Raw genomic sequence first — 25,677 nt, forward strand, 5'->3', positions numbered from 1 at the left:
TAATATAAAAATTAATAAGATTTTGATTGAAGTTTTCAATTAAAATGAAATCTTAACTACAGAATTCAGCATTAATGTTAGCTATAGTCTGAGGTTTGGCCGTGCGTTCACTAAGTGTCTCCGTAGGAGAATCGCTTTCCCCAATTAGTCTCCCACAAACCGAGAATCACAAACAGTCTCGTGTCTCTAGTCCGCCAGTCGTGCCCAAACGATCATCTGGCGGTTTTGCTCTGCTTGACAGCCTTCATCGCCACGGGGTTGATTATATTTTTGGTTATCCTGGTGGGGCAATTCTACCAATTTACGATGACCTATATAAGGTGGAAGCAACTGGTGCTATGAAGCACATTCTCGTGAGACACGAGCAAGGCGCAGCCCACGCCGCTGATGGTTATGCCCGTGCTACAGGCAAAGTAGGAGTATGCTTTGGTACTTCTGGGCCAGGAGCAACTAACTTGGTGACAGGCATCGCCACCGCCTACATGGATTCAATCCCGATGATTGTGGTTACAGGACAGGTAGCACGTCCGTCGATTGGTACAGATGCGTTTCAGGAAACTGATATTTACGGGATTACCCTACCAATCGTGAAGCACTCTTATGTGGTGCGCGATCCTAAAGATATGGCGCGAATTGTCGCCGAAGCATTCCACATCGCTAGCACTGGGCGTCCGGGGCCAGTTTTGATTGATGTCCCCAAGGATGTAGCTTTAGAAGAATTTGACTATGTACCTGTAAAACCAGGTTCAGTAAAGCTACGCGGTTATCGTCCCACTGTAAAGGGAAATCCCCGGCAAATTCATGCCGCGATCCAGTTGATTACTGAAAGTCGCCGTCCGCTATTGTATGTGGGTGGTGGTGCGATCGCCGCTGGTGCCCATGAAGAAATCAAACAACTAGCTGAATTATTCGATATCCCCGTCACCACAACCTTAATGGGGATCGGTGCCTTTGATGAACATCATCCCCTAGCTTTGGGAATGTTGGGGATGCACGGCACTGCTTACGCTAACTTCGCCGTTAGTGATTGTGACTTGCTGATTTGCGTCGGAGCTAGATTTGATGATCGCGTTACAGGTAAGTTAGACGAATTCGCCTCCCGCGCCAAAGTAATTCACATCGACATCGACCCAGCAGAAGTCGGCAAAAACCGCATTCCCGAAGTGCCCATCGTCGGCGATGTGCGGAATGTGTTAGTAGACTTGTTGCGTCGCTGTCAAGAAACAGGGATTAAGGCTACCCCTAATCAAAACCAAGAGTGGCTGAATCTAGTTAACCGTTGGCGCGAAGAGTATCCTCTAATAGTGCCGCAGCATCCCGACAGCATTTCACCCCAAGAAGTAATTGTAGAAGTCAATAGCCAAGCACCCCACGCTTTCTACACCACAGATGTCGGACAACATCAAATGTGGGCAGCACAATTCCTGAAGAATGGCCCAAGGCGCTGGATTTCTAGCGCTGGTTTAGGAACGATGGGTTTTGGCTTACCTGCGGCAATGGGCGCGAAAGTGGCGTTTCCTGATGAAGAAGTCATCTGTATTAGCGGTGATGCTAGTTTCCAAATGTGTTTACAGGAACTAGGAACAATTTCACAGTATGGAATAAATGTCAAGACAATAATTATCAACAACGGCTGGCAAGGGATGGTGCGCCAGTGGCAGCAAGCCTTCTATGGTGAACGTTACTCATGCTCCGATATGGAAGTAGGAATGCCAGACGTAGAGTTATTGGCAAAAGCTTATGGCATTAAGGGCATGGTAATCAGCGATCGCAGTCAATTAAAAGATGCGATCGCCGAAATGCTGGCACACAAAGGGCCAGTAATCTTAAATGTCCACGTCACCAGAGACGAAAACTGCTATCCAATGGTAGCCCCTGGTAAGAGCAACGCTCAAATGGTCGGCTTACAGAAGCAAGCACCGAAAGCGGCAGCTGAGCCAGTGTATTGTAGCCATTGCAATGCTAAAAATGCTCCTACCCACAATTTTTGCGCTGAGTGTGGGACAAAGCTGTAACGCTTTTTGATAATTCAGACTAGAGAGGTAGGGGAGCAAGGAGAAGGGGAGAAAGATACAGGAATTCCCCCTAATTCCTGCCCCCTTTCTTCTTGCGTAGGCATCGCTTAATCTTCCTGATTAGGTTGAGGTAAAAAGATATTTCCTAAGTAATTCACTAAATCGCTTTGACTGTTGGAATCTAACAGCGCCTCAGCTAATTCTTCTAATTGAGTAATCGATAATGTGCGAATCTGCTGTTATACAGCGTATTTCAGGTAGATAAAGTACACGGGTAGGGGCACAACATGTTGTGCCCCTACGATTATCTGTACCTCACCTTGGCGTAGCCTCTCGTAGAGAAGTTGCAATCTGCTGTATCTCTGTTTCATATCATGTCCGCTTGATTACTTATCAAACCCGAAGAACCCCACCCCGCCAAAGCTACGCTTTGTCTCCCCTCCCCGCTTGCGGGGAGGGGATTAAGGGGTGGGGTGCAATGACTGTGGGAATCATAACTAATTATGCGGACATGATATCAATTGCAGCAAAGCGTAGTATTAACTGACGCAAAATCAGTTGTAGCGCCTCCTCTTTCTTTCCTCGTTCTTCTCCCTTTTGCAGAATCCGAATGTCTTGGTAAATCATAGATTATTGCATAATTTCCTCTCTGAAAAGGTGTGTAATCAAATTTTTGTCAAACCGTAAACCAGCTAAAACGTTTACACAAGCTGATATATTCTGAAAACTACTTCATCAAACTTAGGTTTTATTAAAAGTTCATATACTTTTTGCTTTAGTTAGTTAAATATGCGAGTTATAGTTAATTTTATATAAATCAGTTTTTTTAAAAATTTCAGTAACATTCCTCTTTTATTAACAAGTTAAATATAACTAGAATATTAATAGTTGTGCTGGCTTAGTTGATTAAAAAACGTCAATTATTCCAGGTGTATCTATTTGCTTCTCTTTCAGGCAGATTCAGTAGTCTTAAAATAACCGCTCTCTTTCTTTTTACAAAAGAGAGTTTAGCTTCCCCTTGATTGAGGGAAGTTAGATTGTTGTTAGCGAATTAATGTACTAAGCATTAATAGTCTGTTCATTTGGAAATCACTGTGTTCAAGTTTTCTTGGACAACAGCGTCATGATTTCTATTGGAAAATTGCAGTTTTATTTCTAACTGAGAACAAACACAACTTCTTTAAGCTTTGAATATTTATCAACCCATTTTACCAATCCCTATGCAACAATATATTTCTCATTTACTCGTACTGGTATTAGGAACAAGTTCAACTTTCCTCGTTACACCATCTCAAGCTCAAACTCCGGTAAAAACCAACAGTCAAAATCCTGAGAATGTTACTTCCATATCTTCAAGTTCACCTTTGGCTACCCAATTGAGTGATTTTGCCAATTCTACTAATACTAATAGCAAACCACCTCTCCTTTCTGAGGCAATTAATAACTCTTCTGCTACTAATGCCAATATAACAGCAAATAAGCCTCGTCCACGGGTTCCTATATTCAGCAGAATTTTTCCCACACCTTCGATGCAGCAATAATTAGCGGTTCGGCTAAACATTTAGTTTACTTGCTTGGGTTGATCGAAATTTGCATTCATACGTTACATATAACATTACCTAGTGAAAATACTACCCCAGCAAGAGGGATTCTAATTGTTCTCTCTTGTTGGGGTGGGACGAATATCATCTATAGCTGTTCTCGTTTGTATGCAATAGAGATTTGGTGAAATTAAATATGCGTTATCCAGAAACCTTTTAGAGACGTAGCATTGCTACGTCTCTAGATTCTTTTTCACTCATATCTATATACTTCTTGCATGAATTAAAAGCCCTCAGCTATATATGTGAGTCATACTCTGATTTGCTTTATGCTTGCAGCTGACAGAGCATTAAGCCAAACCATTGATTTGGATCTCTCCACACATGAAGAGGTAATAAACCTTGTGCAGTTAGTTGCTGTTTGATAGTATTAAGGTCAAATTTGCGGGAAATTTCCGTGAGGATAGTCTCACCTAGTGCAAAATTAACCTTAAGATTAAGAGCGCGTAATTCTACAATTTGCGATCGCAGGCTGCATAAATGCATTTCTATTTGATGCTCGCTTTCATTGTAAAATGCTCGGTGTTCAAACTGGGTGGTGTCAAAGTTACCCTCAAACCGCTGATTTAAATGTTCCAGCATATTGAGGTTAAATGCTGCTGTCACTCCCTGGCTGTCATTATAAGCTGGTTCCAAAATCTGTTTTGGCTTTCGTAAATCTATCCCCAATAAAAAATACTCACCTACTTGTAGAGCATTGGTAATTTGAGAGAAGAACAGATCACACTGATCAGGGGTAAGATTACCTAAACTGCTACCAATAAAACAAATCATCCGACTAGGTAATTGCGTCGGTAGGAGTTTTGCAAGGGCTAATTCATAGGTTCCCGCTAGTGCATAAACTTGGAGTAAGGGATAATCTTCTAATAACTGCTTGGCACTACTTTCCAACATACCTGCACATACATCAATTGGTAGGTAATGCAGAGGATAGCCTAGTTGCTGGTAGGCATCTAGTAAAATGCGGGTTTTACTAGAACTGCCACTGCCAAGTTCTACCAATTCACAAACGCCAGTTATCTTGGCAATTTCACCAGCATACTGCTGTAAAATCGTTGTTTCTGTGCGTGTAAGATAATATTCTGGTAAATCACAGATTTGCTCAAACAGATCGGAACCACGGTCATCATAAAAGTAACAAGGGGGTAGAGATTTAGGTGTTTGAGTTAATCCCTTCACTACATCACTCCCAGTACTAGGTGCAACTATTTGAGTTGCTCCTACCAAACGCTCTATCTGCAAGCGTTTTTCAACGCTATTTTGAGAAGTAACCTTGCTGTTAACAGCTTTAGATATCGACATGAAACCTCCGTTTGCTTGGCGTAATAGGTTACTTTGATAGCAGACCTTTACCCCAATCAGTGAAACACATAGCCATAGCTAATAAAATCATGCCTAAGCAATATAGCTCAAGCTTTCAAGCTATTTTTCCGCATTTTCCTATTAGAATAGTAGCCAGTAAGTGCCTAAGTGCTATGTTCTAGCGGCGATAAAGACTCGATACAGGCAATATGCCCCAAGTACCAGCAAATAGCAGATCGAGTCAGAATAAGGTTGACTAGAGAATGTGGCTTCGTCCATATCCTGGAATAGCGCAAAAGTTTTCGAGCGATATTTATCAAAGGCTTGAGAAATAGCCTCTTTTACACTAAATTTGCTCAATTTGGATCTCACAGTCTGCTCCCACACTAATGATGCTATTTTCTGGGCAAGCAATCCAATTACCTAGAAATAGAGGTTCAGACACAATAATTACGGATTGTGGGAAAGTCGGATCGTCTCGTATCCAGTAAAGAGATGGAGGCGGTGAAGTGGTAGCAAAACGAGAAGCTATTAAACGATGCCCGTCACTAAAAATTACATTGAGTGAGGCTTCTACTTGATAGCGTTTTGCCATCTCTAAAAGCGTTAATAATGTGGTGCGTAAAGCATATTCTGGAGGTCGATGTTTGTTAATTTGACTTTGTGAAAGTAACAATGCAAAAATGTGTTCGGAGTCAGTACTGCCATTAATTTTTTCGTAAAATTCTTGGGTTAAAGTGCTGCGAATTTTTCTGTGTAATGTTTTGCGGAAATTTTCGATTCGTCCATTGTGAATAAATAGCTGTTGTTGATGGTTAAAAGGCTGACAGTTAGCAAAATCTACGGCTTGTCCTGGTGTAGCACTGCGGACATAAGCAAGAACGCACTTTGATTCAACGTAACGGCTGAGACTGGGTAAGTTTATATCATTCCAAATAGGTAGGGTATTTTTGTAGATAAAAGGATCGGTATTTTTTTGACTATGATACCAACCCACACCAAAACCATCTGCATTTACCACCTCAGAGATCATTTCGCGGGGTTGAGAACTCTGGACGATGAGTGAGTGTTCTGGTTTATATAGAATATGTTCTAAAGAAATAGGCGAAGCGAGGTAAGCAAGTAAACGGCACATTATGAATATTCCAACTACTATTAACACAATTATTGGGCAACAGCCTTACCCGTTTTTATTCAGCGTCATCAGTGGTTCCCACTTATATGGCTTTCCCTCAGCCGATTCTGATTATGACTTGCGTGGTGTGCATATTTTACCAGTTCAAGAAGTAGTGGGATTACAGACTAGAAATGAAACTATTGAAGTTTCAGAAGTTCGCGAATCTTTAGAAATTGATTTAGTAACTCATGATGTCAAAAAATTCTTTTTGATGCTACTTAAAAAGAATGGTTATGTGTTAGAACAATTGTATTCTCCTTTAATATTAATAACCTCACCCGAACATGAGGAATTAAAAATTATTGCTAAAAATTGTATTACCCGTCATCATAGTTACCATTATATTGGTTTTGCCGCAACAGAATGGAAACTTTTTGAGAAAGAACATACGCATCGACTTAAGCCATTACTTTATGTTTACCGAGTTCTATTAACTGGGATTTATCTGATGCAAACAGGAGTAGTTGAGTCTAATTTAATTAAGCTAAATGAGGTTTTTAATTTACCATATATTTCTGATTTGATCGCCCAAAAATTGGCAGGTACAGAAAAGTCTATTTTGTCAGATATTAATGTAGCTTTTCATCAAAGAGAATATGAACGTCTGCGTAATAAATTACAGGAGGCATATCAATATAGCTCATTACCTGAAACACCTTCAGCTAATGCAGCTTTGGATAATTTGTTAATCCGCCTGAGAGCAAGGAGCTATAATTTATAAGCTTTTAACTCCTCAGTACTAGCTTTTTTAAAAAAATAAAATTAGGAATTTTAAATTCTGTGTTACCTCTAAATAACGGTACTAGTTTATTTGTATTTTAATAGGTAAAATGATTGCAAACTCTGCCCATTGTTCAAATTATGATTGATGAATTGGTCAATTTTATTTGTTAGAAAATATTTTTGTTGATTTATTAGTTTTTGTACATACAGAAGAGTCACTTTCCCCACTTAGAAAGAAAGGAATTGAGTTCATCCTTTGCAGCTTGTGGGAATTAAAATGCTCAATCAAGTATGGCATATTTGTATAAAATATGCTGTAACAATGAGGTAAATGAGCTTCTAAAAAATGGAGTTAGGAGTTAAAAACTCTTAACTCCTAACTTTTTTACAACTTCAAATTCCAAGCAGCAAAAGCTAAAGCACCCCAACCAGCAATCAAGGCTGTGCCGCCTAGTGGTGCAATCGCTCCGAAGGATTTAATACTGGTTAAGCTAAGGGCGTACAAGCTACCTGAGAAAATAGCAATGCCAATGATAAACAGCCATCCACTGGTGACAAGAGTAGGTTGAGGGGACTCGGTACGACTAATTAGTATTGCTACTAAGAAAAGTGCTAGAGCATGATACATTTGGTAACGAGCGCCAGTTTCAAAAATTTCTAGCGATCGCTCACTAATCTTTTCTCGCAAGGCATGGGAAGCAAAAGCACCAGCAGCAACTGACAAACCGCCTAAAATGGCAGCTACGCTCAAAAAAATCTGCGTCATTAGACCTAGCCGTAAGTTGAAGATCGTCATTGGTCATTGGTCATTAGTAAATAACAAATGACAAAGGACAAATGATAATTAGACATCAAAATGATATGATACAGCCCCTTCTTCGTTCACCTTAAAGTTTGCATTGAATTCTTTAGCTTTTTCATCTAAATATTGTCTGGCGTGGGCTGCGGGTAGTTGTGACTGCATGGCAAAGCCTAAAACAGTTACGCGCCCGTGATTTTCTTGTAGCATCTCATAAAAAATCGATTGCAGGCGATCGCTAACTTGTTGATTAATCGCCTTTTTCTCCTGCCGACTTTGACGGTACAATCCCAATGCTAACCACGTGCCCAGTGTTAGGGTAGGGACGCCAAAAATTAGACCACCAACACCAGCATTATTATCTTCATAAGTAGCATTCGGTGCGTTAAACTCATACTCACCCGTGGGTATTATGATGGCTTTACGTGTAGCAAATTTTTCTAATGCCGCTGTTGCTGATAGAGTTACAAACATGAATCCGAGTGTAAGTAGCCAACCAGCAGCTAATTTTTCAGCAGTTTTCATAGTTTCACTTCAGATTTACACATTGCTTGTGATTTTAACCTGACTTTCATAAAGGTTCCAATATATCAATCTACTCCCGGCGACAGTTTTTTAGCTTATACACTAATTAGTGCAGCGTTGGTTAATACAATGTCACCCGTTGTGGTATGAAATTAGGGAATTAGAGAAACTAAATAAACAAGAAATTAAATACACCTATAAAACCCTTTGAGTCAGCATCCCCAAAAGTCTGATATCTTCTGTTGAAGCTTCAAAGAAGAAATTTTATCTGAATAAAACGTAAATGTGGTTATTTGCTTTCACTATTCTCTTGGGAACAGCTGCGATCGCTTACTTTGTAAGAATGTATGATTATGCAGAGCGGAACAACGGTTATTTAGAGAAAAAATAAAGCTTGATGCCAACGGCAATATCTACCATATCTCAGCTTTGAGATTGTCAAATCGCAGCAAGATGTTTATTATACCTTTGCTGCGATTTTAACCTTAATTGCGTGTAGCTTCCAGTAGCCGAGAAAAATAGAAGCGAGTCTTCGTCATTGCCCGTCGTTGCAATGAAAAGCCATTACTTTCCAAGATTTTTACCACATCAGCCTCACGATGCAAATATGCACGAGTGGCTTTACTTGGCCCAGGAAAGAAACTGCCAATTTTCTTGAGTATAGTCAGGGCGCAGGTCTTCGGCGCAAAACTGAGAATTATCCGCGACTGTGCCAAAGAACAGAGGTGAGATATCATCTCATCGGCTTTTTCTTGAGGGTAATGGATGAGAACATCTAGGCAAATAACGGTATGGTAGCTACCACTCAATGATTCCAAATCCTGCACAGCAAAAGTGGGATTTTCGGCATTTCCCAAAGTTTGCTTTGCTCTATCCCTGCCTTCTTCTACCATTTTTTCTGAAATATCGGTGGCATAGACTTTGGCACCATCTACCGCCAGGGGAATGCTGAGACTACCGACACCACACCCAGCATCACAGATTGATAGCTCTGATAAATTGTTATCAGCCTTCAGCCAACCGAGAACTGTATCCACAGTTTGCTGGTGTCCATTGCGGATGTCTAATTGGACTTTGTTGACTTCGCCATCCCCGTAGATTCGCTTCCAACGGTCAAACCCTGTGGAATTGAAATACTCGCGAACAATCGTTTTGTCGTCGGCTGCGTTCATAAACTTCGATTTTTAGGGGTTCCCAATGCTTAAAATTATCATTGATAGGAACCCATAAGAGCGGTCTTCCAGATTTTTCCAGATGATAGTTCGCCGAAAAGCAAGGATACTTACGTACATAGAGTAACTCAGGCTGTTGAATTCCAGTCCAGACCTGCAAAATTGAAGCTGTACTGGCTTAACAAGCAAAATTCTGACATCGCTTCTAAAACCCAGTTACAGGTGAATACAAATATCCAAACAATCAGAGGTGATGATGTCGCTAGAGTCGTAATTCGGGAAGCTCAGGCGTTTGATTTAGCAGTATTACGTTCCGTCCGTTATCCCACAGGCGGGGGATTAGCTGTCAGCGAAGTGACACGCAGATGATTCAAGAATTGAAGTGTTCAATTGTGTTGTTGGGAGAGTTTCATTCGTGATGTGCGAGTCAAAGTCAGTCAAAAGGGAAAAGCAAAAATACTTGCGGCAAAAAAATTACAAAGTTTCAATATTTAACATTAGTTATAATGCTGGCAATACTCTTTAGAGAGCAAGTAGAGCCTGCAATTTGTAAAAGTAGGGACAAAAAGATGAAAAACTTAAAATATATTTTGATGGTGGTTGTATTACTCGCAAGTTTAGTATTTGCTCAACCTTCGCTAGCCGATCGCCCGGAATATAGCAAAAATCCTGATTATATAACACTGACTCAACAAGTGAATATTTTGAAAATGGCAGAAAAAACACAAACTCAATTAGAGGGCTATACACCGGAGCAAATCGACCAGAAAATCAATGAGTTAGAGTTGCAAAAATATGCCTTTGAGTCAGGAATTGATTGGGGTCAGTGTACTAATCAAACAGGTAAGACTCTAGCTATCTACGGGCCAGAACCAGATATTGACGATGATGAATATTCTGAGGGGGCTGCACTGTATTTTCTGGGTAATGGCCAGACAACTAAAGATAGATGGAATTGTAAGGGAGTTTATCTAGCAAATGACTCTATAGCTCTTACTTCGGGAAGAGACAAACAAGGGCAAGAATTGGCGGGTGGCTTTGTGCTTAAGGTTCCAAATGGAACTAACTTAGTTTTGAAGACAAATCCAGATACTGGGGTAATTGAATTCAATCAAGCTGGTACTAAAATCTTGAAAAGCGGTGAAGTGAATTGGTTTATCCCGAACGTATCGCAAAACATTATAGATGCACGAGCGATCAATGCACCTACCAAAAAAGCATAGAAGAGATATAGCAGTTCCCAGGTGGATAAAGTGGGGTGTAGGGGCACGGCAGTGCCGTGCCCCTACGGATGTACCTCACGCCAACGAAAAGCGCTATATAATAGCTAACTAGCTATCTCCTTCCCTTTGCAAAAACTGCCGTAAAATCTCTCCTGGCTTTCTATCCCAGGTGTCGATATGCTCGTATATCAAATTATCTTGATTGAGTTTATACGTTGAATAGCCATTAAAAAGCAACCCTGCTTTCCAGGGAACGCGCAACACTCCCCGCACCGTCCACTTTGCTAAAATCGTGTCTTCGGCTGACTGATAAACTTCATGCACATCAAAGTAAATCTGAGTAAAAAATAGCCGAGCGTGAAATCGTAAAGTCCAAAATATAATGCGATAGTTAAATTTGTATTTGAATGTATTCACCGGGTCTTTAAAATAGATATTCTGTGTATAAATGTCATAAGAAATATCTTTTTCAAAAAGTGTCGGTAAATCTTCTTTTAAAGTATTAATTACCTTTTCCACTGGCAATTTATATTCCACGCGCCTTTTCCCTTAAAAAATCTTTTTTAACAAATTTTCCACTCCTGGCCAAATTGCAGATGTCCTCTTGTGACTCACGCCACTTGCACTCAAATCTAACAGAGTAGGAAATGATGCAGACTTAGCATAAGGCCCATTTCGCAAAACTTTAGCAAGGGTATTGTTATTCTCGCGCAAACCTTCGTAAAAAAAGAATACCTCTCCTTGAATGCCAAGTTGACGATTGTATTCAATTGCCTGCACCAGATATTCTGGACTAATACAGTAAGAGCCAAGCTTCATCAGTATTCCCGGTACTAACTTCGGCAGTGTCGCTTCTGCAAACTGCTGGTTTACCAGTTTATCAGCGATCGCCTGATAACTTTTAAAGTCACGGCGATAAATCTGCGGCTGAATCATATCAACTATTCCCCGCTTCAGCCATGCGGGTGAGTCTTGCAGATATTCCTGGAATGCCCAATCATAAATATTAGGTGCGATCGCTACTAATAAGTTAGGATTCACCGCTTTCACCTCCTGATAGAGACGCGCCAAAAACTCAGTGAGAATATCTGCACGCCACTGTAACCATTGCCTATCCTTATGGTTCTGTGGTGGATTGCGATCGAATTGCTGGCGATAGCGGCTGACAGTTCCCCGATCATAGCCACCTTCAGAGGGTAATGCTGGCAAGCGATCGTCTCCTTGAATACCATCCACATCGTAATTCTTTACAACTTCCAGCACTAAGTTTAAGAAGAATTCCTGCACCTGTGCATCGAGGGCATTTAACCACTCAAAGCCGTTTTTCTTCAGTAAGTTGCCGTTACAATCACGCGCAGCCCATTCCGGCTTTTTCTGTAAAAGTACACCACCATTCAAATTGTAGGAACTGGCAAAACCGTATTCAAACCAAGGAATAACTTTCAACCCAACTCGCCGCGCTTCAATCACTACTTCTTCTAAAGGGTCGCGACCTACAGACATCGGGTCAATTTCGACTCCAAAGGTCTGCTGCATTGTTTGACTGGGATATAAAGTTACTGCCTTGTTCCAAACAACGGGAAACACCACATTAAATCCCGTCTCGGCAAGCAAATCCATCGCCTCACCAATGCGTTCCTTCGATCTAAGAACTTTACTATCAGTAGTGGTCAGCCAGATACCACGGGTTTCTATTATTGCCATTTTTATAAATTGAAATTCTCAGCATTGCACCATCTAAACATTGACTACCCGACGATACCGCGCCTGTATTATTGTGTAAATCCCATAAGCAACTAAACCTAGTGCCACAATACCTAAAAGCCATGCTCCGTTAGGTTGTTGCGCTAGCGTCTGTAATACTTCATCTAAACCTTCTGCGGTAGCGGCGTTCGACTGTTTTGCTGCTTGAATTAAAAACCAGCCGATAATGCAAAATACTATACCTCGTGCCGCTAAACCAAATCGGCAAATCCTCATTACCCATTGAGCTTGTGTATTGTTTAACTCAGTTAAATTGAGTTCTTTACGAAATTTGCCACTAAAAGCTTGATAAAACTGATAGAAGCCTAGAGCAATTACAAACGCCCCCAAAGTTCCGACTAACCATTGACCAAAGGGTTGAGAAAGCAAACGTGCTGTCCAATCTTCAGTAGAATCACTACTATTTTTACCGCTGCCTATACCCATAACGATTTGCACAGCACTTAAGGCTAAACTTGCATAAATCAAGCCATTAACTGCATAACCAATTCGTACTGCTAAACCTTTGACATCATTACCTTTGTTTTCTGGGTCTTTAATTGCCTGTACAAAACGCCAGATTACGTATCCAATTAGGCCAATTGCAACTAAAGCCAGCAAAAATTCCCCAAATGGCTGATTGACAATTGTTTGGAGAGCGCCTTGGGTATCAGTTGTTCTACCGCCCCTGCCAAAAGCCGCCTGTGCTGCGAGTAGTCCAACTATACCGTAAACTACTCCCTTGGAAACATAGCCAAATCGCCCCAGTCGCTCAACCCACAATGAAGCATGGTTTGTCAACTGTTGTGTCATGGTAGTTGGAGAAAATTATATCTACCTTTTACCAAATTTTACCCACGATTCACATCTACCCCAAGGCAAATTATCTTTTTGCCAAAAATCTCTATCGTAATACTGTCTTTTAATAGATGTGAGGCTGCTCGAAATAACATTAAATTTATTAAGTACAGTATTATTATTTAGTATTTTTTAATGCTGAATTTAGATTAATTATGTCTTTAATAGAAAGTTCTTGGAAACACGAATATATAACAACTAACAATGGGGTAAAACTACACTATGTTACCCAAGGCGAAGGCCCTTTAATGTTAATGTTGCATGGGTTTCCTGAGTTTTGGTACTCTTGGCGGCATCAAATACCAGAATTTGCCCAAGATTTTAAAGTAGTTGCCATTGACTTACGTGGTTACAACGATAGTGATAAACCAAATGAGCAATTAGCTTATGTAATGAAGGAGTTTATCAAAGATGTTGAGGGAGTAATTAAAGGATTAGGATACCAAAAATGTGTATTAGTTGGACATGATTGGGGTGGTGCGATCGCTTGGGCTTTTGCATACACTTATCCCGAAATGGTAGAGCGATTAATTATTCTTAACATGCCTCATCCTGCCAAATTTGCCCAAGGCTTACGCACTCCCCAACAGTTGCAGCGAAGTTACTATATCTTCCTTTTTCAACTACCCTGGATGCCAGAATTATTATTACAATCTACAGACTACCAAGCAATTGAAACAATTTTTAAAGGTACAGCAGTTAACAAGAGTGCTTTCACTAAAGCGGATATTGACGCATATAAAAATGCTGCTGCAAAACGCGGTGCCCTCACAGCAATGTTGAACTACTACCGCAATGTTTTTCAGCAGAGAATGCTAAATCCAAATTGGGGCATTCTGGAAGTACCAACACTGATCATATGGGGAGAAAACGACACTGCACTTGGCAAGGAACTAACCTACGATACCGCAGCTTATGTCAGGGATTTTCAAATCAAGTACATTCCTAATTGTGGCCATTGGGTGCAGCAAGAACAGCCGGAATTGGTTAATCAATATATGCGAGAATTTCTGAGGACTTAATCTAAACCATCAATTGATAAGTATAAATACTTCTTTAACTAGCTATAGCAAGTAGCACCAGTTTTTACTTTTAAAAAGATTTAATAGTGATTTAATACTGGCATTTTTTAAGGAATTTTTGGTAAAAATCGCCAACAGATCGGAATTAATGGCATTTTTGGCATCACTTTTATCTGTGTTTCAGATCACAACTAACTTGTCAGGAGATAGATTGTCACAAGATAGATTGACCTCACGAAGTTTAGTGAGATAATAGAGTTGTGAGGGACAGAACGGACGCAACTTGATTATTAAGGGGGAAAATTATGAAACTCCAGCTATTAGCGGCCATTGCCTTAGCAACTCCCCTATTTTTTGCTAGCTCGGTTAGAGCTGAGAATCCACAGGATTTACAAAAGCTGCTTTCAACTGGGGAATGTGTTAAGTGCGATCTATCAGGAGCTAACCTCAGTGGCGCTCATTTAATTGGTGCTGACTTGAGAGGCTCGAAGCTGCAAGGAGCTAACCTTGTAGGAGCTAACCTCGAAGGTGCTGACTTAACTGGTGCAAACTTGGCAGGTGCTAACCTAACATCCGCTTATGTAAGTAATGTGAATTTGAAGCAAGTCAATCTCAACAGAGTAAATTTTACTCGTGCTACGATTCACGATTCTAATGTGTATCAAGCATCAATGAACGATCTAAATCTTACTGATGCGGAAATATTTAACACTGGAATCGGGATTGGTGGAGAAGACGCTGAAATTCCCGATTGGAAATAGCCCAACTGAGTACACAGCTTAAAATTAATACAACATAGGTTTTGGCGGGTTTTAAATCAAATAAACTAGTTTTTTGCCAGAATTATCCTTAAAACCTGCCTCTACAAAAATATTAAGAAAAATGAAACCCCTCTGCCTTGTAATCACTTTACTATGGCAAAAGCAGAGGGGGTTTCTTATGGCAATACCGTTCTGTAGAGACGTTGCAGTGCAACGTCTCTACATTAGTTGTGAAAATATAGCGGTTCTCAGTATCTTTGGCACGATTTTTGTATAAGAGTATTGTTACCTCTCCATAGCTCACAAAATATCATTAAAGACTTATGCAAAAACAGCGAAGACCGAGTGAGAAGGGTTTGCGATGGCTTGATTACTTGAATGTCTTTCTCGCGGATGTGCGCGATGGTGTTGGGCCATATTTGAGCATTTACCTGAAAGCTATCCTTATTTTCTCGTTTCTGTGCAAATTTTGGATGGTATTGGAGCCAGTATTTTTGGTGTTTCGGTGTTGATGGTAGCTGATTTGACTAAAGGCACCGAACGCTTTAATCTTACCCAAGGGATTCTCAACACTGCCATTGGCATTGGTGCAGGTTTGAGCAATGTGAAAGCTTGGGTTTGTGGTTACAATGTTGGTTTTTTGATTCTAGCAGCGATCGCAGTTGTGACTTTAGCAGTTTTTTGGTTCTGTGTACCTGAAACAAAAATAGGAGTTAATAGAAAGGCATCACGTCACAAGCATCTAGCAAAATCATGATTGTTTTCAGATACATCATCATTGGGCTGACTTATATAGGTTTGGGTTTAGGATATCTACCTGGTTTGCGGATGAACCGAGCCAGTATTGCTTTAGTTGGTGCATCTTTGCTGATGGCATTCGGGGTATTAGACCTCAAAGAAGCATGGCAAGCAATAGACTATAAAACGCTGATTTTGCTGTTTGGCATGATGATAATCAGTACAAACTTAGCTTACGCTGGTTTTTTCCAATTAACCCTTGATACAGTTACACACTTTACTCGCAGCCCTCTGGCTTTGCTAATTGTTTTAACTTTTGGCAGTGGGATTCTCTCGGCTTTTTTTCTGAACGATACCATCGCTCTAATTTTGACTCCTTTGGTTCTCGGTTTAACCCAAACTTTGAACCTCAATCCTATTCCTTACTTACTTGCTTTGGCAGGAGCAACTAATCTAGGTTCAGTAGCAACCTTAAGTGGTAATCCGCAAAATATTCTAATTGGTTCGGTCTCTGGTATCAGTTATCTCGATTTTGCGAAAGCATTGACTCCCATCGTATTAGTAAGTTTGTCGATCCAAATTGCTTTATTGTGGTGGCTTTATCCTGATGTCCGTTCTACTAAGTCTTATCCGAGTGTAACCTCCGTGCGTTACCGCATATTTCAACCGTTACTTACTAAAAGCCTATTAATAACAGGAGGACTATTAATTGCATTCTTAATTGGAATACCCCCAGCCCAAGCAACACTCGTAGCTGCCAGTTTACTGTTCATTACTAGGCGAATCAAACCGCAACGAATTTTAAATAAAGTAGATTGGGATTTACTGGTGATGTTTTCTGGACTATTTATTGTTACCGCTGGAGTAGAAAAATTAGGAATATTGAATTTATTTAGCGATTTAGTTTATAATCCCCTGAGCATATTAGGAATTACTGCTCTGCTTTCAAATTTAGTTTCTAATGTTCCAGCAGTATTGTTACTACAACATTTACTTCCCCATCCAGATACAAAAACCTGGTTACTATTAGCAGCAGGATCTACCTTAGCAGGTAATCTAACTTTGTTAGGTTCAGTTGCTAATTTAATTGTTGCTGAGGCTGTTGCAAAACTTGGTTATCAATTATCATTCTGGGAACACTTACGTTTTGGTCTACCACTAACTATCCTGACTCTCATGCTGACTTATTTTTGGATTTAGTCATTGGTAATTAGTCATTAGTCAACAAGTCTACGGTACACTGAACGAACATGGGTAGAGTATTCTGAATTCTGAATTCTGACTCCTGAATCCTGTTTTATTTTTCGATATTCAGGTGGTTACTAAAAAATAAGGGTATTGGTAATTTGTCAAGTTGCCAATCCCCTCACGTAGATAAACTAAGTTTTTACAGTAGCGTATAAGTCTAAGTCAGTGCCTGAGCAACTACTGCCGAAAGTGACTCATTCGCTGCTTGCTTCAACAATTCGGCTTTATCGGTCTGTTCCCAAGGCAAGTCTAAATCAGCACGCCCAAAATGACCGTAAGCCGCGACGTCCTGATAAAAACGTCCGCCTCGTTCACTTGGTAAGTTGCGTAAGTTGAAGGTATGGATAATCCCTGCTGGACGGAGTTCAAAGTGCTTGTTGATTAATTCCAGTAAGTTTTCTTCATCCACTTTGCCAGTGCCAAAGGTATCCACTAAGATACTTGTTGGTCGTGCTACACCAATAGCATAAGATAGCTGGATTTCAACTTTTTCTGCCAACCCAGCGGCGACAATATTTTTCGCTACATAGCGAGCCGCATAAGCCGCAGAACGGTCTACCTTTGTGGGGTCTTTGCCAGAAAAAGCGCCGCCACCATGCCGTGAATAACCACCGTAGGTATCAACGATTATTTTCCGTCCTGTCAGACCAGAGTCTCCTTGAGGACCACCAACGACAAATTTGCCAGTGGGATTGACTAAAAAACGTGTTTCCTGATTAGGCTTAACGTCAATGTCACCAAAAACAGGTTCGACCACTGCTGACCAGAGGTCTTGTTTAATTTTGGCTTGTACCGCCGCCTCATCCGTAATTTCCCCAATACTAGCTGTATGCTGGGTGGAAATTAGAATCGTATCAATACCTACTGGGCGTCCATCTTCGTAGACCACGGTTACTTGGGTTTTACCGTCAGGACGCAGATATGACAATTCACCTGTTTTGCGGACTGCTGCCAATCGGCGAGCAATACGGTGGGCAAGACTGATGGGTAAGGGCATCAGTTCTGGTGTTTCGTTGCTGGCAAAGCCGAACATTATACCTTGATCGCCCGCGCCAATTTTGTCAAATTGTTCATCACTATCTTGTTCGCGGGTTTCTTGGGCGGTATTAACGCCTTGGGCGATATCGGGTGATTGTTCGTCTAAAGCTAGCAGAACACTGGTGCTGTTAGCGGAAAAGCCATTGTCAGCATTGGTATAACCAATTTCGGCAATTTTTTTCCGGGCGAGATTGACGAAATTTACATTAGCTTTGGTAGTTATTTCACCAGTGATTAGCACCAAACCAGTATTAACTACGACTTCAGCGGCGACACGACTGCTAGGATCTTGTGTCAGTAGGGCATCTAGAATGGTATCAGAAATCTGATCGCAGATTTTATCTGGATGACCTTCGGTAACTGACTCAGAGGTAAATAGATATCGACGAGACAAAGGAAATTCCTCCATCGAGAGTTTTTTCGTTGACTAAATGTGAGTATTTAGTTCAACTCCTAATTTCTGAAATCATAACAATATTTATACTTCAGTCGTTAGTATCTTCTTGATATTGATAAAAACCAGTAACTATAAAGTAAATATCCGTAAGTAAGATAATGTATGCTAATTATTTTTTATTTTAAATGTATTTAATAACACAAAAAAAGGAGCACCCGAAAGCGCCCCTTAAGCTTTGACACAAACACTGCTGCTTTAAACCTGAACCGCTAACTTTGCTTCCGTAGCTGTCAACCGCTCATAAGCAGCACGCATCTTCAAACCTGTAAGCACTTGGAAGAAACCAGTTCCATTATTGGAACCTGGATACTCGCGGTGCTGGAGTAACAAGTGAGTCAATTCACCCTGATATTTTGTGGATGTATTGCTGAGATGAGTTTCGATATAAATGACTTCTTCCAAATTGTCAAATTGACCATCCACCTCTAGTACTGAGACATAGCGGCCGTAGTAAACATCTGAACCGTAGTATAGTTGCATACCAGGATAAGAACAGGTCAGCTTGCGTCCACAGGGAGTCCAATTGATTGTTGACCCTTCATCAAATAGGTAGGTTGGATCAAAGCCTTCCTTACCTTCCCGCTGGAGCATACGTACCCGTAAGACTCTACGTTCGGTGTCGTTTTTGATCAAGTTTGTGGGCAATACCTGGAGAACCACATCAGCAAATTCTCTTTGCGGTTCGATAAATTTATCAAAGTCAGGTTTGCGGGAATTGATTTGCGCTAACACATCTTCATAGCGATGACCGCGTTCAGCCATATCTCGCTGGATTTTCCAGGCAATTTTGACCTCATCGCTAATGTCAAAATAAACACTGAAGTCGATTAGCGATCGCACCCGCTCATCATATAAAGGATGCAGCCCCTCAATAACTATAATGTGATTCGACTCGATCCGCTCTGGTGGATCGAGCAAGCCGGTTTCGTGGTTGTAAATCGGCTTATCAATCGCTTCACCACTTTTGAGCGCTTTAATTTGCTCATACATCAGATCAAAATTGTTTGCCCTGGGGTCTAGTGCCGTTATCCCCGTTTCTTTGCGCTGTTTGCGATCCAGGGAATGATAGTCATCCAAGCAGATAACTGTCATTAAATCTTCACCAAACAAATCTATCAAACGACGCAAAAATGTAGATTTACCACACCCAGAGTCTCCGGCTACTCCAATCAGTACTACGCGTTCTGGCTTTCTTGTCATAAATCTCCTCTAAAATACTAAAGTTGTGTCAATAATTTTTCACACAGCAGATTCTGAAGCCAGGAGTTTACCCCTTTGGTTTGTCCTGCGTTCTTGCTACCTAGCACATCTATAAGACACCAAGCGGGTAGGCAACAAAGTAATCAGGAGGCAGGAGGCAGGAGGCAGGAGGTAGGAAACAGGAGTAACCCACGTTTAAAAGCGTGGGATTTAAGCTGTAGATGCCTCGAATCTCGCGGCACTTTTCGCTCAATACAATTCTTATTTTTAAACTGGGCTTTTGACCCAGAAATAAAAAAAATCATTCATAATTCTTTCCTCCTGCCTTGTCTACGACACGCTGCGCGATCTGCCCTTTGCCTCCTGCCTTCTCTTTTAAGTTGCTACTCGTCGGACTAGCCTGAATGTTGGTGCCGGTAAGTATTTAATCCTAGTGATATATTTGATTTTAACAGAAGGGGGTATCCCATACAAGATTGCTGTCAAGAAGAATTAACATGGTTCATCAATCATTTTTTTGTTAATTTAGTTGTTAATTTAAAAATGGGGATCAGCACCGCCCATCAGCGTTGCACCTTTATCACTCTGCTACTTGTGACTCTATAGAATCAAGACTATAAGGTATAATTTATTATTGCCGCAAATTTTTTAATGTTCCTAAATTGTAATTCCTGCTCGACAATACTTAATATATTCAAAGCAAAAATCTATCCAACGAATGAGGAAACAACTTGCATTACTCAAATTATTGGCTGTAAATTTATGGATATGCTCATATAGAAGCGTTGACGTTATGGCAAAGTACTGATACAAGGTTGACAGATTTTTCGCATCAAGTGAAACTAATTACAGTTGCTTGAATTACGATTCTCTATCTTGTTATGTTTGTAGCTGGAGTTGTCCTAGTTATGTAATTATCTATCGACAGGTAATGAAGATAGCTAACAACATTCCAGAAGAGTAGTAGATTTGGAGAAGTAAAACCGATCGTGAAGAAAACCTTCCTCTCTTGGCATTCTCCGATTTAAACCCCTAGAGTAAGCAAGCACAAGGACAGATTTTGGAGGTAAACTGAGCGGTAGCTTCCACCGATCAAAGCAGCCCTCTGAGAATATCTGCTATTGTGAGTTGCTCCTTGGGTACTAAGGTAAAAAGCTATCTCCCTGATGGGGGTGGTAGTTAACGAAAAAAAGATTAAATTGATTCATTATTAACATTCTCCACAAGACTTATCCTTTACCTTAGAAGGTGAACAGGTGTGTTTTTTGCTATGCCTCCATGTCTTTGGTGAGTGTACTTAGCAAGGCATTAATTTAATGATGCCGTTTTTCCTTCTTTCTCCAGTTTTGTGAAACGAAAATCCGGTAAACTAAAGCTGGCATGGGATGGGAATAGTTTTTTTTTGAAAAACGGTTAAGTAAATTATCGGAGTGGTAGAACGAATGTACAATCAAGGTGCTGTTGAGGGTGCTGCCAACACAGAATTAGGTAGCCGCATCTTCCTTTATGAAGTAGTGGGTTTGCGTCAGAGTGAAGAAACCGATCAAACTAACTACCCAATTCGGAAAAGTGGCAGTGTGTTCATCAGAGTGCCTTACAACCGGATGAATCAAGAAATGCGACGTATCACTCGTCTAGGCGGCACAATTGTTAGCATCCAGCCTGTAACGGCGCTACAGCCAGTTAATGGTAAAGCCTCATTTGGGAGTGCTACAAGCGTTGTCAGCGAGTTAGCTACATCTGGGGAAACTGCTAACAGTGAAGGGAATGGTAAAGCCACACCTGTAAATGCTGATAGTGAAGCTAAAGACTTAGCTAAACCACCAGCTGAAGAACAGCTCAAGAACAAGGACAAGAAAGGCAACACCATGACTCAAGCGAAAGCCAAAAAAGACCACGGTGACATTCCTGTTAACACTTACCGTCCCAATGCTCCGTTTATTGGCAAGGTAGTATCTAATGAACCGCTAGTCAAAGAAGGTGGTATTGGTATTGTTCAACACCTTAAATTTGACATTTCCGCCGGGGATTTGAAGTATATAGAAGGTCAAAGTATTGGGATTATTCCACCAGGATTAGACAAAAACGGCAAGCCGGAAAAACTCAGACTATATTCCATCGCCTCAACTCGTCATGGTGATGATGTAGATGATAAGACAGTATCACTGTGCGTCCGCCAGTTGGAATACAAGCACCCGGAAACTAGCGAAACAGTGTACGGTGTTTGCTCCACACATCTGTGTTTCCTAGAACCAGGGGCAGATGTAAAAATTACAGGGCCTGTGGGTAAGGAAATGTTGTTACCCGATGACCCTGATGCTAATGTGATCATGATGGCAACCGGAACAGGTATTGCCCCGATGCGAGCTTATCTGTGGCGTCAGTTTAAAGATGCGGAAAAAGCAGCTAACCCAGAATACGAATTTAAAGGATTCTCTTGGCTAATATTTGGCGTACCGACAACTCCAAACCTCATATATAAGGAAGAACTGGAAGAAATTCAACAAAAATATCCTGATAACTTCCGCCTCACTCCTGCCATCAGCCGGGAACAAAAAAATCCTCAAGGCGGTAGAATGTACATCCAAGACCGCGTAGCAGAACATGCTGATGAATTGTGGCAGTTAATTAAAAATGAAAAAACCCACACATACATTTGCGGTTTGCGAGGTATGGAAGAAGGTATTGATGCAGCCTTAACTACTGCTGCTGCTAAGGAAGGTGTAACCTGGAGTGATTACCAGAAGCAACTTAAGAAAGCTCATCGCTGGCACGTAGAAACTTACTAATTTAGTCATTAGTCATTGGTCATTAGTCATTAGTTTTAGACAAAGGACGAAGGACAAATGACAAAGGAAGCAGGATAATCAGTAGGTAGGGCAAACGCTCTACCTACAATTGTTATTGGTGAAATTGGGTGCAAAATGGGTGTGAAACTAGGAATACTGGGATTAGGCACTGTGGGAACGGGAACAGTGCAGTTGTTGCAAGATAGCGCTGGGCGTCACCCATTGTTGCAAGAGATAGAAATTTATCGGGTGGGAGTCCGATCGCTAGATAAACTCCGTGCAGTAGAATTGTCTACGGAAGTGTTAACTACAGATTTAGAATCTATTGTCAACGATCCGGCAGTAGATATTGTGGTTGAGGTGATGGGTGGACTGGAGCCGGCGCGATCGCTCATTCTCAAAGCTTTAAGTAATGGTAAGCATGTTGTCACAGCCAATAAAGCAGCGATCGCTCGCTTCGGAGCGGAAATTTTCACCACTGCCAATCAAGCTGGCGTATACGTGATGTTAGAAGCTGCTGTGGGTGGTGGTATTCCAGTGATTCAACCTTTAAAGCAATCTTTAAGTGTTAACCGAATTCACACTGTAACAGGCATCATTAACGGTACAACAAACTACATCCTGACACGGATGCAAACAGAAGGCAGCAACTTCAATGATGTTTTAGCTGATGCTCAACGTTTGGGTTATGCTGAGGCTGACCCCACAGCTGATGTAGATGGCTTAGACGCAGCTGATAAAATTGCCATCCTCGCATCATTAGGTTTCGGGGGACGCATCAACCTCCAAGATGTTTATACTGAGGGGATTCGGCAAGTGAGCAAAACAGATATTGCCTACGCCGAAAAATTGGGATTTGTGATTAAATTGTTAGCGATCGCTAAACGTGATACTTCCTCATCCCCCCTTTCCGTCAGAGTTCATCCTACTTTAGTACCTCAAGCCCACCCTTTGGCTAGCATCAACGGCGTTTACAATGCGATTCTTATCGAAGGAGAACCTATCGGGCAAGTAATGTTTTTTGGCCCAGGTGCTGGTGCTGGTGCAACCGCCAGTGCTGTCACGTCAGATATTTTGAATTTAGTTGCTGTCCTCAAAACTAATACAGCAGTTACAAATCCATTATTAGCTTGTGGGCATCAGGAATACTGCCAAATTGCGCCGATGGCAGACTTGATAACTCGATTTTACGCCCGTTTCCTTACGAATGACCAACCTGGAGTTATCGGGAAATTGGGTACTTGCTTTGGTAACTATGGCGTTAGCTTAGAGTCAATTGTCCAAACAGGCTTTCAAGGGGAACTAGCAGAGATTGTGGTTGTTACCCATAATGTGCCAGAAGGCAACTTTCGGCAAGCTTTGGCAGAAATTCGGAATTTCTCTGCGATCGAAAGCATTCCCAGCTTACTGCGTGTACTTTGAGATTAGTTGGGAGTCAATACTGTTTGGGTAAGGTAAGAGACGCGATCAATCGCCGTCTCTACAATGATCAGTCTTTCGTCTTGACAGCGATTTTTCGCATCTTTGGCGATCGATAATTTTCATCAAAAAACCTTAACCGAACCGTATTGAGTCGGGAGTGAGGCTCGTCAAGTCGCTCTTGCTCCAATTTATAATTACTCCAAAGGATTGCAATCTCCATCTTATACAGACCAAGCTGTGAGTAAAACTAGGTTAACTATACAAGCTAAACTAAAAAATAAACTTACACCCCAGCGCGAGGCTATACCTAGTGTTAGGTGCGGCGGCGAGTTTGGCTATGTTATCGCCTGTGGCTAGGAATGGTGTAGAACTAGAATTTTATAAAAAGCTAGAAATTGATGCTAATAGTCTCGATTAGGAGAAGTAATTCTGAAAAGTTATTCATTACGTTTTTTTTCTATTAAATTTTTTAAATATTTATATTCATTTCCACGAGAAATTTTTTCCTGACAAAATTCTGCTGTACATCCTAGTTGAACTAATAGAAAAGTTTTTATAGTAAAATTAAGTACTTGATTGATTCTAAAAATATCATGTTTTCTCAACAAATCAGCTTCAGAAGGGTCATTATAATGTGTTAGATAGTTTCTAATTTTCTTAACATGTTTTACAAAATTATTGACATCAATAATTAGAGGGTCAACAGTTTTTTTTGTTAAACTAATTGTTTCATTTAGTCTATCTAAAAGTGTTGGCTCATGAGTAAATAATAATTTATCTATTAACCAGTCTTTATATTCTATAGGAGCGCTTTCAATTATTGCATTTAAACGTAATTTATGTGATTCTGTATAAAAGCTAGATTTATCAAGTATTCTCCTATGAAATGATTCCAATGCTTGGACAAGTGATAAAAATTCATTTTCTGCATACAAATTAGAGTTATAAATAGTACTAAAATATAAATTAATTATGTCATGACAATCATTATAAAAATTGAACCATTTTTGCATAATTAAACTGAAATCTTGTTCAATGTCTTCTAATCTTAACAAGAAATCGAATTCGTTTACACTTTTTTTCTCTATATAATTAGAAGTAGAAAAAATAATTTCTATCTTTGTAGGTGAATCATCCAATGAAACATACAATTTCTCTATAAAATTAGGTTGATTAGAAATTAAAGTTATAAAGTTTTTTAAAGGGCTGATATACTCGCTAAATATCTCATCTATTGTAGATAGCTGTTTTAATTTAACCTCAATTAATACAGATTTGTTGATATTAATTATGTGTTTTTTATTTTCACTATATATACATTGTTTAATGTATATATCTCCTTTGGTTATGGAGGCTTTTATATCATTTGAAATAGCAAAACGTTTAGTATATATAGTATAGTTAGGTTTTACCTTATCAGCTACATCTTCAACATTAAAATCATGTATTAGAGGTGATAAATCTTTTAAATAAGTAAAATCAAATTCAGCTTTTTTAAACCTTATTTCTTCTTCAATATTAAAATGGTGTCCAATAAGCGCTAATTTAACACCTAATACTTGAGTTGTAAAACCTGGAAAAGAGATTTGATAGTTTTTTTGATAGCAATCATATAAAGTTATTAATTTATTATTAACAATACCAAGAATTATTGGATATTTTTCTTCTTGGTAAAATGATGCAACATTAAAATTGTTAAAACTACCTATAAGCTCAAGAGAAAATCCGGTTTTATTAGAAAATTTTAAGTTGCCTACAACTTGGTCTTCAGGATTAGAAGGTAGCCACCAAAAACCTGAATACTCAAAACTGTTCATTTTTAGATATATATGCAATGGTGTTGTAAATTTAACTTGCATGGCAG

At 40.3% G+C, this 25,677-nt stretch carries 23 protein-coding genes and 1 pseudogene; 10 read left to right on the forward strand and 14 right to left on the reverse strand.

The genetic code is table 11. The annotated features are described in order from the left end of the window. Positions 1-101 precede the first annotated feature (101 nt). Positions 102-2,015 carry a biosynthetic-type acetolactate synthase large subunit gene (gene ilvB, locus V7L12_RS03115; protein WP_335082066.1) on the forward strand — a complete coding sequence of 638 codons (1,914 nt, stop codon included), beginning with the start codon at positions 102-104 and terminating at the stop codon, positions 2,013-2,015. Between the two features lie 107 nt (positions 2,016-2,122). Here the strand turns inward: ilvB and V7L12_RS03120 are convergent, their stop codons facing one another. From V7L12_RS03120 to egtC, 5 genes are all read right to left on the reverse strand, one after another. Further along, positions 2,123-2,248, reverse strand: coding sequence for a DUF4351 domain-containing protein (locus V7L12_RS03120; RefSeq protein ID WP_334823971.1), 126 nt, complete (start codon positions 2,246-2,248; stop codon positions 2,123-2,125). A gap of 268 nt (positions 2,249-2,516) precedes the next feature. Beyond that, a complete protein-coding gene (locus tag V7L12_RS33090) occupies positions 2,517-2,642 on the reverse strand; it encodes a hypothetical protein (protein ID WP_334823932.1) in 126 nt (41 codons plus the stop codon). A 694-nt stretch (positions 2,643-3,336) separates the two neighbouring features. Then, positions 3,337-3,576, reverse strand: coding sequence for a hypothetical protein (locus V7L12_RS03130; RefSeq protein ID WP_335082068.1), 240 nt, complete (start codon positions 3,574-3,576; stop codon positions 3,337-3,339). Between the two features lie 307 nt (positions 3,577-3,883). Next, complete coding sequence (gene egtD / locus V7L12_RS03135; RefSeq protein ID WP_335082070.1) at positions 3,884-4,918, reverse strand: L-histidine N(alpha)-methyltransferase; 1,035 nt, start codon at positions 4,916-4,918, stop codon at positions 3,884-3,886. Between the two features lie 346 nt (positions 4,919-5,264). Then, positions 5,265-6,053 carry an ergothioneine biosynthesis protein EgtC gene (gene egtC, locus V7L12_RS03140; RefSeq protein WP_335082072.1) on the reverse strand — a complete coding sequence of 263 codons (789 nt, stop codon included), beginning with the start codon at positions 6,051-6,053 and terminating at the stop codon, positions 5,265-5,267. Position 6,054: 1 nt separating this feature from the next. Between egtC and V7L12_RS03145 the strand changes: the two genes are divergently transcribed. Further along, positions 6,055-6,816, forward strand: a complete 762-nt coding sequence (locus V7L12_RS03145; protein WP_335082074.1) for a nucleotidyltransferase domain-containing protein — start codon at positions 6,055-6,057, stop codon at positions 6,814-6,816. Between the two features lie 387 nt (positions 6,817-7,203). Here the strand turns inward: V7L12_RS03145 and V7L12_RS03150 are convergent, their stop codons facing one another. The 3 genes from V7L12_RS03150 to bchM all read right to left on the reverse strand — a co-directional run bounded on the left by V7L12_RS03150 (position 7,204) and on the right by bchM (position 9,314). Next, positions 7,204-7,584: a DUF423 domain-containing protein gene (locus V7L12_RS03150; protein WP_335082293.1), complete on the reverse strand. Its 381-nt coding sequence runs from the start codon at positions 7,582-7,584 to the stop codon at positions 7,204-7,206. Between the two features lie 78 nt (positions 7,585-7,662). Further along, positions 7,663-8,142 carry a hypothetical protein gene (locus V7L12_RS03155; protein ID WP_334927539.1) on the reverse strand — a complete coding sequence of 160 codons (480 nt, stop codon included), beginning with the start codon at positions 8,140-8,142 and terminating at the stop codon, positions 7,663-7,665. A gap of 485 nt (positions 8,143-8,627) precedes the next feature. Further along, positions 8,628-9,314, reverse strand: a complete 687-nt coding sequence (gene bchM, locus V7L12_RS03160) for a magnesium protoporphyrin IX methyltransferase (RefSeq protein ID WP_335082076.1) — start codon at positions 9,312-9,314, stop codon at positions 8,628-8,630. 186 nt (positions 9,315-9,500) lie between these two features. On the opposite strand from bchM, the pseudogene V7L12_RS03165 reads away from it, so the two are divergent. Together V7L12_RS03165 and V7L12_RS03170 are read left to right on the forward strand one after the other, a co-directional pair. Beyond that, positions 9,501-9,733 (forward strand): annotated as a pseudogene (locus V7L12_RS03165) (cation:proton antiporter); the annotation flags it as partial. A 150-nt stretch (positions 9,734-9,883) separates the two neighbouring features. Next, positions 9,884-10,537, forward strand: a complete 654-nt coding sequence (locus V7L12_RS03170; protein ID WP_335082078.1) for a hypothetical protein — start codon at positions 9,884-9,886, stop codon at positions 10,535-10,537. 108 nt (positions 10,538-10,645) lie between these two features. Here the strand turns inward: V7L12_RS03170 and V7L12_RS03175 are convergent, their stop codons facing one another. From V7L12_RS03175 to V7L12_RS03185, 3 genes are read right to left on the reverse strand one after another with little or no spacing between them, the layout of a single operon-like run. Next, positions 10,646-11,074 (reverse strand): DUF2358 domain-containing protein, encoded by a 429-nt coding sequence (locus tag V7L12_RS03175; protein ID WP_335082080.1) that lies wholly within the window; start codon positions 11,072-11,074, stop codon positions 10,646-10,648. A gap of 12 nt (positions 11,075-11,086) precedes the next feature. Continuing rightward, entirely contained in the window at positions 11,087-12,241 is a 1,155-nt protein-coding gene (locus tag V7L12_RS03180; protein WP_335082082.1) for a glycoside hydrolase family 10 protein, read from the reverse strand. A gap of 33 nt (positions 12,242-12,274) precedes the next feature. Continuing rightward, positions 12,275-13,093, reverse strand: coding sequence for a DUF1206 domain-containing protein (locus tag V7L12_RS03185; protein WP_335082084.1), 819 nt, complete (start codon positions 13,091-13,093; stop codon positions 12,275-12,277). A 200-nt stretch (positions 13,094-13,293) separates the two neighbouring features. Between V7L12_RS03185 and V7L12_RS03190 the strand changes: the two genes are divergently transcribed. The 4 genes from V7L12_RS03190 to V7L12_RS03205 all read left to right on the forward strand — a co-directional run bounded on the left by V7L12_RS03190 (position 13,294) and on the right by V7L12_RS03205 (position 16,859). Beyond that, on the forward strand, positions 13,294-14,160 hold the full coding sequence (locus tag V7L12_RS03190) for an alpha/beta fold hydrolase (protein ID WP_335082086.1): 867 nt from the start codon (positions 13,294-13,296) through the stop codon (positions 14,158-14,160). Positions 14,161-14,465: 305 nt separating this feature from the next. After that, positions 14,466-14,921: a pentapeptide repeat-containing protein gene (locus V7L12_RS03195; protein ID WP_334823956.1), complete on the forward strand. Its 456-nt coding sequence runs from the start codon at positions 14,466-14,468 to the stop codon at positions 14,919-14,921. 415 nt (positions 14,922-15,336) lie between these two features. Next, positions 15,337-15,678, forward strand: a complete 342-nt coding sequence (locus tag V7L12_RS03200) for an MFS transporter (protein WP_335082295.1) — start codon at positions 15,337-15,339, stop codon at positions 15,676-15,678. Next, the gene (locus V7L12_RS03205; protein ID WP_335082088.1) at positions 15,675-16,859 is read left to right on the forward strand and encodes an anion transporter; all 1,185 of its coding nucleotides are present in this window, start codon (positions 15,675-15,677) and stop codon (positions 16,857-16,859) included. The genes V7L12_RS03200 and V7L12_RS03205 overlap by 4 nt, the downstream gene beginning before the upstream one ends. Before the next feature lie 205 nt (positions 16,860-17,064). On the opposite strand, the gene metK is transcribed toward V7L12_RS03205, so the two are convergent. Both metK and V7L12_RS03215 read right to left on the reverse strand, forming a co-directional pair. After that, on the reverse strand, positions 17,065-18,339 hold the full coding sequence (gene metK, locus V7L12_RS03210) for a methionine adenosyltransferase (RefSeq protein WP_334823962.1): 1,275 nt from the start codon (positions 18,337-18,339) through the stop codon (positions 17,065-17,067). A gap of 258 nt (positions 18,340-18,597) precedes the next feature. Beyond that, positions 18,598-19,602: a phosphoribulokinase gene (locus V7L12_RS03215; RefSeq protein WP_292862757.1), complete on the reverse strand. Its 1,005-nt coding sequence runs from the start codon at positions 19,600-19,602 to the stop codon at positions 18,598-18,600. A 1,442-nt stretch (positions 19,603-21,044) separates the two neighbouring features. Between V7L12_RS03215 and petH the strand changes: the two genes are divergently transcribed. Continuing rightward, positions 21,045-22,391 carry a ferredoxin--NADP reductase gene (gene petH, locus V7L12_RS03220; protein ID WP_335082297.1) on the forward strand — a complete coding sequence of 449 codons (1,347 nt, stop codon included), beginning with the start codon at positions 21,045-21,047 and terminating at the stop codon, positions 22,389-22,391. Positions 22,392-22,526: 135 nt separating this feature from the next. Then, on the forward strand, positions 22,527-23,813 hold the full coding sequence (locus V7L12_RS03225; protein WP_335082090.1) for a homoserine dehydrogenase: 1,287 nt from the start codon (positions 22,527-22,529) through the stop codon (positions 23,811-23,813). A 437-nt stretch (positions 23,814-24,250) separates the two neighbouring features. Here V7L12_RS03225 and V7L12_RS03230 read toward each other — a convergent pair whose 3' ends face one another. After that, complete coding sequence (locus tag V7L12_RS03230; RefSeq protein WP_335082092.1) at positions 24,251-25,672, reverse strand: HEPN domain-containing protein; 1,422 nt, start codon at positions 25,670-25,672, stop codon at positions 24,251-24,253. Positions 25,673-25,677 lie beyond the last annotated feature (5 nt).

Source organism: Nostoc sp. (genome assembly GCF_036918245.1).
In the GTDB taxonomy this organism is placed as follows: Bacteria; Cyanobacteriota; Cyanobacteriia; order Cyanobacteriales; family Nostocaceae; genus Nostoc.